The sequence below is a fragment of the Paraburkholderia sp. CNPSo 3274 genome, assembly GCF_024206475.1.
Taxonomy (GTDB): Bacteria; Pseudomonadota; Gammaproteobacteria; order Burkholderiales; family Burkholderiaceae; genus Paraburkholderia.
Window position 1 is genome coordinate 21720 of the sequence record NZ_JAMBPR010000063.1, and the last position, 9987, is coordinate 31706.

General features: G+C 60.7%; 12 protein-coding genes and 1 pseudogene. 7 read left to right on the top strand and 6 right to left on the bottom strand.

All coding sequences use genetic code 11. From position 1 onward, the window contains the following. Nucleotides 1–30 precede the first annotated feature (30 nt). Both M3I54_RS32700 and M3I54_RS32705 read right to left on the bottom strand, forming a co-directional pair. Nucleotides 31–852, bottom strand: a complete 822-nt coding sequence (locus M3I54_RS32700) for a DUF4377 domain-containing protein (protein WP_254343288.1) — start codon at nucleotides 850–852, stop codon at nucleotides 31–33. A gap of 62 nt (nucleotides 853–914) precedes the next feature. Beyond that, nucleotides 915–1142, bottom strand: a complete 228-nt coding sequence (locus tag M3I54_RS32705; RefSeq protein WP_254343289.1) for a hypothetical protein — start codon at nucleotides 1140–1142, stop codon at nucleotides 915–917. Between the two features lie 423 nt (nucleotides 1143–1565). On the opposite strand from M3I54_RS32705, the gene M3I54_RS32715 reads away from it, so the two are divergent. The 7 genes from M3I54_RS32715 to M3I54_RS32745 all read left to right on the top strand — a co-directional run bounded on the left by M3I54_RS32715 (nucleotide 1566) and on the right by M3I54_RS32745 (nucleotide 6969). Continuing rightward, on the top strand, nucleotides 1566–1760 hold the full coding sequence (locus M3I54_RS32715; protein WP_254343290.1) for a heavy-metal-associated domain-containing protein: 195 nt from the start codon (nucleotides 1566–1568) through the stop codon (nucleotides 1758–1760). A gap of 1115 nt (nucleotides 1761–2875) precedes the next feature. Next, entirely contained in the window at nucleotides 2876–4459 is a 1584-nt protein-coding gene (locus M3I54_RS32720) for a flavin monoamine oxidase family protein (RefSeq protein WP_375542256.1), read from the top strand. Continuing rightward, the gene (locus tag M3I54_RS32725) at nucleotides 4452–4871 is read left to right on the top strand and encodes a cytochrome c (RefSeq protein ID WP_254343292.1); all 420 of its coding nucleotides are present in this window, start codon (nucleotides 4452–4454) and stop codon (nucleotides 4869–4871) included. The genes M3I54_RS32720 and M3I54_RS32725 overlap by 8 nt, the downstream gene beginning before the upstream one ends. 530 nt (nucleotides 4872–5401) lie before the next feature. After that, the gene (locus M3I54_RS32730) at nucleotides 5402–5662 is read left to right on the top strand and encodes a hypothetical protein (protein ID WP_375542257.1); all 261 of its coding nucleotides are present in this window, start codon (nucleotides 5402–5404) and stop codon (nucleotides 5660–5662) included. 372 nt (nucleotides 5663–6034) lie between these two features. Beyond that, nucleotides 6035–6313, top strand: coding sequence for a hypothetical protein (locus M3I54_RS32735; RefSeq protein ID WP_254343293.1), 279 nt, complete (start codon nucleotides 6035–6037; stop codon nucleotides 6311–6313). A 20-nt stretch (nucleotides 6314–6333) separates the two neighbouring features. Further along, the gene (locus M3I54_RS32740) at nucleotides 6334–6585 is read left to right on the top strand and encodes a hypothetical protein (protein WP_254343296.1); all 252 of its coding nucleotides are present in this window, start codon (nucleotides 6334–6336) and stop codon (nucleotides 6583–6585) included. A 153-nt stretch (nucleotides 6586–6738) separates the two neighbouring features. Then, nucleotides 6739–6969 (top strand): hypothetical protein, encoded by a 231-nt coding sequence (locus M3I54_RS32745; protein WP_254343298.1) that lies wholly within the window; start codon nucleotides 6739–6741, stop codon nucleotides 6967–6969. Between the two features lie 153 nt (nucleotides 6970–7122). Here M3I54_RS32745 and M3I54_RS32750 read toward each other — a convergent pair whose 3' ends face one another. The 4 genes and pseudogenes from M3I54_RS32750 to M3I54_RS32765 all read right to left on the bottom strand — a co-directional run bounded on the left by M3I54_RS32750 (nucleotide 7123) and on the right by M3I54_RS32765 (nucleotide 9823). Beyond that, nucleotides 7123–7725, bottom strand: a complete 603-nt coding sequence (locus M3I54_RS32750) for a rhomboid family intramembrane serine protease (protein ID WP_254343300.1) — start codon at nucleotides 7723–7725, stop codon at nucleotides 7123–7125. 43 nt (nucleotides 7726–7768) lie between these two features. Further along, nucleotides 7769–8005, bottom strand: a pseudogene (locus M3I54_RS32755) (polyhydroxyalkanoate depolymerase); the annotation flags it as partial. A gap of 151 nt (nucleotides 8006–8156) precedes the next feature. Beyond that, complete coding sequence (locus M3I54_RS32760) at nucleotides 8157–8636, bottom strand: hypothetical protein (protein WP_254343302.1); 480 nt, start codon at nucleotides 8634–8636, stop codon at nucleotides 8157–8159. After that, complete coding sequence (locus tag M3I54_RS32765; protein WP_254343303.1) at nucleotides 8633–9823, bottom strand: glycosyltransferase; 1191 nt, start codon at nucleotides 9821–9823, stop codon at nucleotides 8633–8635. Before M3I54_RS32765 ends, M3I54_RS32760 begins: the two co-directional genes overlap by 4 nt. Nucleotides 9824–9987 lie beyond the last annotated feature (164 nt).

Sequence of the window (9987 nt, forward strand, 5' to 3'; positions counted from 1 at the left end):
CCGCGGCGGAGCCGAGCGCGAAGCGATGCGCTAGTTCTTGACCTTTTCCGATTCAACCACCATGTCCAGCACGTATGCAATGGCCGGTCCGTCGGCGGGCGGGTTCTTGATGGTATAGCGCTTGACGCGCAGTACTTCGCGCATTCCAGGCGAGTGGGTATAGCCCTCGATATCCTGATACAGCGGTTGCCATTCACCCGGTGTTCCCATTGGCAGACCCTGCTCGTCGAAGTGGCGCTCTCGCACCAGCAAACATTGCTTGTCCGGAACGAGCGGATGTTGGCACTGCACCGCTTGCGCGGCCACTTCGAGGAAGGTCGTTTCACCGGGGCCGCCGAAACGCGTCTGAGCAGTGGGCACACCCGTAAAAGTCAGTGTGTCGCCGCTGTCGGTAGCCAGTTGCATGCGCGGGGTGTTGCCACGGGCCAGCAGGCTCACGCCGAGGCTCCCATGCAGGCGCTGGGCAATAGCGTCGTCGAGGGCGGCGCGGGCGGCGTCAGGGCAGGCCATCATGGTGCTCACCACCTGGCCAATCTGCAGCCTTCCTTTCTTGACGCTGTAGCTGGCTCCCATATTGTTGCAGCTATTGACTACGTTTAACCGGTCGGCGCTGAATTCCAGTTGCACTGGCTTTTCTGCACTGACAAATAACGCATCGATACGCATGCCTTTGCTGTCAAATGCGTCGCTGAGTTGCCAGTGATACTGACTGAGGATCCCAGGCTCGATCGCCGGTAGCGCGCTCGCTGCCGCAGCAGTCGACGCGCTCGTTGAAGGCGCCGGGCTTCTTGCGTCAGGTATTTGCGAACATGCGGCAAGGGCGAGCAGCAGAGATAGCGTGTTGCATTTCACGGCGGTACCTCAGCTGGTTCGGTGGATGTTTCAGGCATCCGGCGGCGCGAGGCTCGGCCTGATCAACTCAACGACGCCAGCAAGATAGACAGCTTGCGGATATGCGCCCTGAACGCTTCGGTCATCTCGCGGTTATGGCCGTCGCTCAGATGCGGCGCTTCGGCCAGCTCGACCTGGCCTTGGAACTCGTCGGAAACTTTGCGCCGTTCGTCGGGCGGAAGTATGCGGATGAGGGACACCATCAGCAGTTCCTGCGCATGGATGATACCGAGCACGGATTGTTCGTTCATGTCGACCTCCGTCGGAACGCGGCGATACAAGTGGCTGAACAGCAGGACAAAGCGGGCAGCTGACGGCAGCACAAGGCCGATGCTGTCTTCGATCCTCCGTTTTACCTGCCCATACTAGCTCATGGATCGCGTCATCTGGACGCCGGTTGCTCCTATGAGGCGTGGCGAGCTGAATTGCGTTCAACGGCTGCTCGGCCATGCGCGCGAGATCGCGAAAGTGCCTGCTCTTCGTCGTCCATGGTTCGCGGCTTGACGTCAAAGAGACAAAGCGTTCCAGGTCGAGTGCAGTTCACCACAGTAGGGCACCACCGACCTCGGCAATCGAATAAACGGGGCCACGAGCCGTTTTGTCGCAGTCGAGACGCTTGACCTTCCAATGATGGTAACCCCTAAGCTGAGGGTATCTTTCTTCAGGAGTTCATCATGAAGTTCTATCTCGACAACATGACCTGCGGCGGTTGTGCACGCACTGTGAGCCGTGTGATTCAGTCGATTGATGCCGGCGCGAGCATCGCGACGGACCCGTCAACCCGGCTCGTGCGGATCCAGACCTCGGCGCCAGAAGAAGACATCGCGTCAGCGCTGCGTGAGGCTGGTTTCCCTCCGCGTTCGAAGTAACTTCCAGCAGCCCGCAAATGGCACGGGCGGCCTGCGCTGTTTCGGCTGCATTGGAGATCGGCGTTAACGTGGTCACGTTTGGAAGACACCGATTAAAAGTCTTCTACAAGGTACTCGGGCTATTGCTTACGCGTCTGTACCTAACAGAACGCTTTTACAATGCAAACGTGCGACGTGCATCGCAATTTGTCCGAACACGAATCCGCCAATAGCACTACCGATCATTGCACCAACAATCTGGTGGTCGACAATTGCACCAAGCTGAGCGCTCAAGCCGGTACATAGAGCGCACGCCAGCAATCCTGCCCAAGGCTGCCAATGGGCCCAGATTCGACGATAGGCGCGTCGCCACAGTCGGCGTCTGTCACGTGGTGATAGCGTCGCTAACTCCGGGACATGTCTCAAAGTCCAATAGATTGTCACAGTTAATCTCCGAACCATGCGTTCGCGGAATCGATTGGTCGACGATCTTCGCGCGTCGACTGACGGTTTCTGGTCGAACTCGCTCTCACGCTGCGTTGTCTTGCGCCAACGGCCGGCGAGTTATGCGCGCGGCATAAGCTGACCCCGAGCCGTCTTTCATGCGACTCGGCCGTAGATGCGGGTGCCCTACGGTGTTTCCCTCATCTCGCGTGCGCGTTCCTGAACCACGTTGGCCTTCCGTAGCAGAGACCATCCCCAGACAGACGTGAAGGACGGAGTGACCCACGGTCAGGTCACGCAGCCGACAATGCTCTCTCCTGTATCGGTGCCTTTTGGTGCTCTATCGCACATATTCAGAGTGTTCGCGACACGCTAACAAGGGGTGCCCTCGCGCCTCGGCGCCTACTTCAGGAATCGACCGTGTGAGATTGTAAGCAATCTGGAGTGCGGTAATGACCGTCCGTTCCTGGCAGACTACCGTCCCGGGCGCCCGGACGAGAACGAACCGCAAGGCGCAGAGACCTGCCCTGGTAACGGACAGTCGCACGCGGTGACGAGAATCGGTTCATAGTTTCGGTTCGTCTCAAACCCGGTTTCATTTGAAGCAGGCCCGTGTCTTTGCAATCCGGGATGCCATCTGATTTTGTTCGCGACCGTGATTTCAGTCGGGGCACCACGTCCTTATGTCGAGAATGACCACACATGCGATGAGCCGCCGGCACCTGCTGACGCTGATCGGCAGGAACCTCGGCGCGGCCGCCATGATGCAAGGCATGGGCGCGCTTGGGTTCGCCGCTACCTCGAGCTATGCCGGGCCGGTCAGACTCGATGGCGCACCCCAAGGAACCCGGATTCTCGTGCTCGGCGCGGGCATGGCTGGCCTTGTCGCGGCCTTTGAGTTGAGGAACGCGGGCTACCGCGTGCAGGTGCTCGAGTACAACAATCGCGCGGGTGGGCGGGCCTGGACTGTCAGGGGCGGTGATCGCTATACAGAACTCGGCGGTGCCACCCAGGACTGTACATTCGCTGAGGGGCTTTATCTGAACCCGGGGCCATGGCGCATTCCGTACCATCATCGGGGCGTACTCGACTATGCGAAACGCCTGAAGGTGCCACTCGAGCCGTTCATCCAGGTCAATTACAACGCGTACCTGCATTCGACGGAGGCCTTTGGCGGCAAGCCGCAACGATTCCGCGCGGTGCAGACCGACTATCAAGGGTATATTGCCGAGTTGCTCTCCAAGGCAATCCGCAAAGACGCGCTCGATGATGCGTTGTCAGTCGAAGATGCGCATCTGCTACTTGAATCCCTGCGCCGTTGGGGGGCGCTCGATCGGGATGGTCGCTATCAGGCGGGCCGGCGAAGTAGTGAGCGCCGCGGTTTCTTGACTGCGCCCGGCGGTGGGCTGGCGCCCCGGGCCGTGCCGTCGAATCTGCTCCCGAACGATGCATTGCTTGCATCGCGTTTGTGGCAATGGCTCTCGTCTGGAAACGAGTTGGACTTCCAGAGCACCATTTTTCAGCCCGTCGGCGGCATGGACAGGATTGTCCACGCGCTTCATTCGCAGGTCGCAAGCTCCGTAGTGTTCAACGCCAGAGTCACGGCCATCCTGCAGGATGAGCAAGGTGTCACAGTGCGCTATACCGATACGACCACCGGCACGGAACGGACTGCTCACGCGGATTGGGTGGTATGCACCATCCCGCTCTCGATTCTGAGTCAGATCGACATTGCGGTCGGGCCAGCCATGCGCGCCGCTATTGATGCCGTGCCCTACGAGACTTCGGTGAAAATCGGCTTGCAATTCGGACGTCGATTCTGGGAAGAGGACGAACAGATCTACGGCGGCATCACGTATACCGACCTGCCAATCTCGACGATCGGCTATCCGGCGACGGGTTACGGGTCAACCGGTCCTGCGGTGCTGCTCGGCGCCTACATGTGGGGGCCCGCCAGCTACGAGATCGGTGCGCTGCCCCCTGCCGAACGGATCGCGGTGGCATTGAGTCAGGGCAGCCAGATTCATCCGCAGTACGCACGCGAGTACCAGAGCGGCTTCGCGATGAACTGGAGCCGATCACCGTTCACGAATGGCTGCTTCGCCGCATGGACGGATGCGTTGAGAAAGGCGCATTATGCGAATCTCTGCCAGATCGACGGACGGGTCGTCCTGGCCGGGGAGCACGCTTCGCATATCCCGGCGTGGCAGGAAGGCGCCGTGCTGTCGTCACTGGATGCGATCACCCGGTTGCATGGGAGAATCGTGAATGGATAGGCCGACGCAGATCCTCTGCGTGATGCTGAGCGCTTTGCTGATGGGCGGTGCGATGGTGTCGGCTCAGGTCATGGCACAGGAAGAGCCACGCACTTTCACGATCTCACCGGGCTATCGCTTCACCGAAACAAGCGGCGAAGCGCTTTACAACGCTAGCTGCGCGGGATGCCATATGCCGGACGGGAAAGGGGCGCAGGGCGCGGGTCACTATCCGGCGCTCGCTGACAACCCGGCACTCGAGGCAGCACCCTACGTCATCGTTACCGTGCTGCACGGCAGAAAGGCGATGCCACCGTTTGGCGGCGTGATGAACGACGATCAGGTCGCCGCGGTCGTCAACTACACGAGAAACCATTTCGGCAATCAGTTTTCCGGAACTGTCACACCGAGTCAGGTGAAAAGTTTGCGCTAGGTTCAAGTGCCAGTCGCGACGGCCCCGATCGCGGCTCGACCTTTGAAATACGCGTGACCTGGCGCAGGTCTACCCTACGCGGTGGGGCCACGACTGAACATCGATCCAGCGTTGGTGCACAGACCACCACGCGCGCCGGTTCCCACATATTGGGGAAATTCCCGATCAAGACAGCTACGCGGCGCAGATTTAACAAAGTTAGAATCAAGTCTCTAGATTGTTCGGCGAGGCAGCGCAGTTTCGCTAGCGGCAGCTAGCCGAAGATCGGCCGCGGTGGCAGCGGTCACGCCTGTTGGTGAGCACCTGGAGCCAATTCGTGAGCAATCCTCAAGAGAAATCATTTGCCACAACTGCAGCCTGTGCGGCTGCGTTCCCCTCCCGATGATTCCGGTTATGCCGCAGCCACGATGCCTCCTGCTGCCTTGCAGGACATCACGCGCAAGAAAGCGGATTCCGTCACTGGCGCGGCGCCGACAGGCCGCGTGCGGCGAAGTCCCTCGCGCTAACGTAGCCCGTCTTCTGGAGAGCCGTTGCCGACCGGATCGCCGCTGGATACGGTTTTATTTCTCGACGTCCCAAAGCCAGGTAATGCCATGCTGAGCCCCCACGAACTTGCCACGTTGATGCTGGTGAAGGATGCGCCTGAGCGGATGGAAGCGGACCGCCTGGAACTCGGTGCGCTTCGCGAGCTTGAATTGATCGCGATTGAGCCGCCCGAAGCCGGCCTGCCGATTCCTCGCTTGACACCGCGGGGCGACGCAGTACTGCGCGCGGTTGCCAGGGCGCGCTGAGCGCAGCCAACTGACCAATGGTCCGTCACAAGGGCAGACCAGATTCATGATGCGCGCCGCCTGCGGTTTGAGGGGCGATCCGGGTGTTACTGAGGAGGCTGACGTGGACCAAACCTGGCTGGGTATCGCTGCCGGCACGATCGTACTAGTTATCGCTGTGGTTGGCGTGACTGTGCACTACCTCCGCGAGCGGCGTCGGGCTGAACTTCTGCGCAATCTCGATCACCATGAATGGTGGCAACGCACGCTGTCACGACGTTGAGTGTCGTCGGAGTCTGCCAGGTGCAGCCTGCACCGCAGGTGGACGATCTCGGAAGCGGGATAGTGCAAACAACGTCGAACAGACCGGACACAGACAACGGGGAGCCAATCGTGAGCGACGAACTTGCTGAACGGGATCTGGCGCATATCAGGAACGTACTAAGCCATCTCGAGCACTCGGCCGACAGCGTCCGCGCTGTGGAAAGCGGGACCGTGGTCAATCTGAGTTACTGGCGGGCCAGGGTCCATACCATTCTGGCTATCCCTTTGCTGCCCATGCATATTGAGAAACAGGCAAAAGACCTGGTTAATCGGCTCGATCGACTCGAGAACCAGGGACCTTGCCCCAAGGCCAGCGGCGATGCCTACTCGCCGTTCTCTTCTCATTGAGAGGGCGGCGGACAGTCGCAATGACAGTAAGCCGTCCATACGAGACTGAGCCCCCTGTACTCGTGAATGGTTCGCCCAGCGAGGCAGACCGCTTCCTGGTGGCAGTGCTGTTTGGCGACCACGAGGATTCTCTTCCGGTCCAGTACGTGCTGACCTGGGTGAAGCTGTTGCACGCACGAGGCGACGATTTTGCGTCCCATGCTGCGACTTGCCACTACTGGCTTTACGAGCACCACTGTGGCTACACGATTCATCGACCGTCTGCGAACTGAGGGCGAGTTGGTGCAAGCAAATGGGAGTGCAAGCTGCCGCGTGCCGCACACATCAGCGGCATGGAAAACGAGGACATGACAGCTTGGCACGAAGCTGGATTGCCTCACCAATTGGACAACACTGAAAAGACCTGATGATCAGGAGCCGAGACGATGGGACAGCGGAGCGAGGACGTGCTGGTGGCCATGCTAAATATCGATGCTGAGATAAGGGCACGCCTGGCGCGCCTTGCCGAGATGGAACGTGGCGCTGAAGATTGTCTGGCGCCGTGGCTCGACGAAGCGCGAATCGTTCTGCGAACGGATCTGGCCATGTTGAGGGCACGACGCGAAGAACAGTTTCTCAGGCTGCATAGCCTGGTCTCCAGCCACCAGATCAGGTAAATTGCGACGCGTTTGCTCTTGTCGTTTCAGTCGGTCAGAACGAACGCGAGGGAGAGGTGTCCCGGTATCGCCTTGAGTCCTCCGTCTATTTTGGCTAGCCCTCATCCGGCGGGCAGAAGCAGCGCGGGATGGCGCTCCCGGGCCAGTGCGCAATCAGGGCCGGGCGAGGCGCAATTTCGGCTGGAGTGTCAGGCGTGCAGCGAGTACGCCGCCGAGCGCGCCGCCGAGATGGCTCTGCCACGAGATGCCGGGATAGATCGGCAGCACGCCGGACAGGAGACTGATGCCGTACGCGAGCACGACGAAGAGGGCGACCAGCATGGCGAGGAAGTGACGTGTGTAGATGCCGCGTGCGACCAGATAGCCCGCGTAGCCGAAAACGAGTCCGCTCGCGCCGATATGGACGCTATGTGGGGCGCCAAGGAGCCACGCGCAACACCCTGCACCAAGCATGCCCCCCGCGGTCGCCACGACAAAATTCCCGGTGCGCGGCCACATTGCGAGCCACCCGAGAACCACGAGGCCGCCCGTGTTCGCCGTGATGTGGCCGAGACTGCCATGGAGCCAAGGCGCGAACAGAATCCCCTGGAGGCCGGGGACGGTGCGCGGCACGACACCGTGGTAGGTGAGGCTCAGCGACGGGAAGGCCGCTGACAGAAAGAAGACTGCCCACATCGAGCCGACAAAGAGGGCGAGCACCACGATCCGGATCTCGATCTGCGTGGCGAGGCTTCGATTTTTGGCTGAGTTCGACATGGTCTGGTTATCTGAACGCGACGCGCGTGGCCCGCTGGAGAAGCTACAGATACCCGCGAACGTGTTGCGCCACAAGCGCTTCGTTGAGTTCCGTGTCTTGCGCCGCCCCATGATGCGCCAGAATGAAGCTGCGGACCTGCGGATAGACGACGGAACGCCAGCGCTTGCCCGAGAAAATCCCATAGTGTCCGCACTTCTCAGCCGCGAAGTGACGCCTGTCATGCGCGGCGATAGCCGTGCACAAGTCGTGCGCGGCGCGCGTCTGACCGTCGCCGCTGAGCTATGTAGTCGTCCAGATCGAACGAGCCGGCGCCGGCGGCGACCATGCGAGCGTCGGTCCAGTCCGTGATATAGACCTTATGGTCCTGCAGCAGCGTTCGCGCGGTCTCGCGCGAGGCATGTTTAGTGAAATCCGGAATCGATCAAAAGTTTCAGCGCGAGCGCGAAGCGAAGAAGAGCACGACTGCGGCGACGCTCATGGTCCAGTAGTCGGTAGGCGCGAACCAGAACCAATGGATATGCCACGGCACATATGCCGGTGCAAAGCGCGCGAGACCGTAAGCAGGATTGAGCACGAACCACAAAAAATCTTCGGTCAGCCAGAACAGGATGATGCAGGCGACGATGCGCGCCTCGATGCGCCACGACCATTGCCAGTTGAAGAGCGGGGGCAGGTGGAAAAATAACGCCATGAAAGGGAAGACCCAGGCGTGATACCCGGTCATTGGGCGACCGCCCCAGAAGATATCAAGCAGCCAGTGATGGTCGATGCGCCACGTCGGCAGGTTGGCCGCCCAGCCCGCGCTACCCTCGATCTGGATTTCGACGTTGGCGAAAAAGAAGCCCAGCAGCAGGACCCACGCAATCAGTGCTGCCAGACGCAGATCCGGGTTGAGGCCGGTGCGGCTCACGTGGACGTCCCTGTGCCGGACTCGACGACGCTTGCGCCGCCCGGCGAACGGCCGGAAAGTGAGTCGAGCACACGGTCCAGCACAACACGCCCTGCGAGTGGCCGCCCAAGCGGGGCGATGCGCTGACGCATGGCGGCAAGACGTGTTGGCTCGTCCAGCAGCGCGCGTATCCGGTAGAGTAGCGCGTCGACATCGACGGCCTTCAATGCCACGCCTTGTTCGAGCAAATAATCGGCGTTGCGTTCCTCCTGCCCCGGTATCGGCGACGTGACGATCATGGGCAATTGCATCGCGAGGCACTCGGAAGTCGTGAGACCGCCCGGCTTGGTAATGGCTAGATCCGCGCACGCCATCAGACGTTCGACCCGATGTGTAAAACCTTGCGGGAACAGGCGCCCGGGGTACTGTGCCGCCAGCGCCTGAAGCGACGCGAGCATTGCCTCGTTGCGACCGGCCAGTGCGATGAGCTGGAAGTCGGCGTTCATTTCCAGCAGCCGGGCCGCCAACGTTTCGAGACCCGCGAGACCGGCGCCGCCTGACATCATGAGGAATGTCAGCCGTTTCGCATTCAGGCCGAATTCCGAGGCACACGACACTCGATCGAGTTGCTGACCGAATGCGGGCATGATCGGGATGCCGCTCACGTTCACCGACCCGGCGGGCACGCCGCGCATGCGCAGGCGCCACGCGATTTCGTCACTTGCGGCGAAGTAGCCGCTCATGCTGGGCACGACCCACATGCTGTGAAGATCGAAGTCGGTGACCTGCACCCAGACCGGCGTCTGAACCAGACCGTGACGAATTTCGCGCGACAAAAGCTCCGCGGGCAGGAAATGCGTGCAGATAATGGCATCGGCCTGATGCTGCGCAATTTCGGCCAGCAGCGCCCTGCAGTTGAGCCGCTCCACGGCTCGCCGGACTTTCTGCGGCAGCGAGGCCGGATCGGCTTCGTCCGTCTTACGGTAGAGATAGCCCCATAACGCGGGTTGACTGGTCACGACTTCGATATAGAGATCCGTATAGAGCTTGCGAAAGGTGGCAGGCACGTAATCCATGACGTCAAGGTGCGAAGCCACGACGCCTGCGGGATGCTCCTGGGCGAAGGCAAGCAGAGCCTCGGCGGCCCGGGTATGGCCGGCGCCTGCACTGACGCTCAGCAGCAGAATTCTTGTTTTTCGTTTGACCATGTCATCGTGTCAATCCAGACGGCCTTGTCTTGATGCGGTGCACCATACTGTCGCAACGGGGCTCCAGGCAACCGCACGCCAGTTCTGCCGTAACGACCTTTCTGGTGGTAATTCAACTTTCCGCACTCGCACGACAAGAATTGGCCGAGCGGGCGAGTGAGTCG

What these genes read in the sequence shown, in the direction of transcription:
- M3I54_RS32705 (WP_254343289.1), bottom strand. Translation starts at nt 1,142, where the DNA reads ATGAACGAACAATCCGTGCTCGGTATCATCCATGCGCAGGAACTGCTG.
- M3I54_RS32715 (WP_254343290.1), top strand. Translation starts at nt 1,566, where the DNA reads ATGAAGTTCTATCTCGACAACATGACCTGCGGCGGTTGTGCACGCACT.
- M3I54_RS32720 (WP_375542256.1), top strand. Translation starts at nt 2,876, where the DNA reads ATGACCACACATGCGATGAGCCGCCGGCACCTGCTGACGCTGATCGGC.
- M3I54_RS32725 (WP_254343292.1), top strand. Translation starts at nt 4,452, where the DNA reads ATGGATAGGCCGACGCAGATCCTCTGCGTGATGCTGAGCGCTTTGCTG.
- M3I54_RS32740 (WP_254343296.1), top strand. Translation starts at nt 6,334, where the DNA reads ATGACAGTAAGCCGTCCATACGAGACTGAGCCCCCTGTACTCGTGAAT.
- M3I54_RS32745 (WP_254343298.1), top strand. Translation starts at nt 6,739, where the DNA reads ATGGGACAGCGGAGCGAGGACGTGCTGGTGGCCATGCTAAATATCGAT.
- M3I54_RS32750 (WP_254343300.1), bottom strand. Translation starts at nt 7,725, where the DNA reads ATGTCGAACTCAGCCAAAAATCGAAGCCTCGCCACGCAGATCGAGATC.
- M3I54_RS32765 (WP_254343303.1), bottom strand. Translation starts at nt 9,823, where the DNA reads ATGGTCAAACGAAAAACAAGAATTCTGCTGCTGAGCGTCAGTGCAGGC.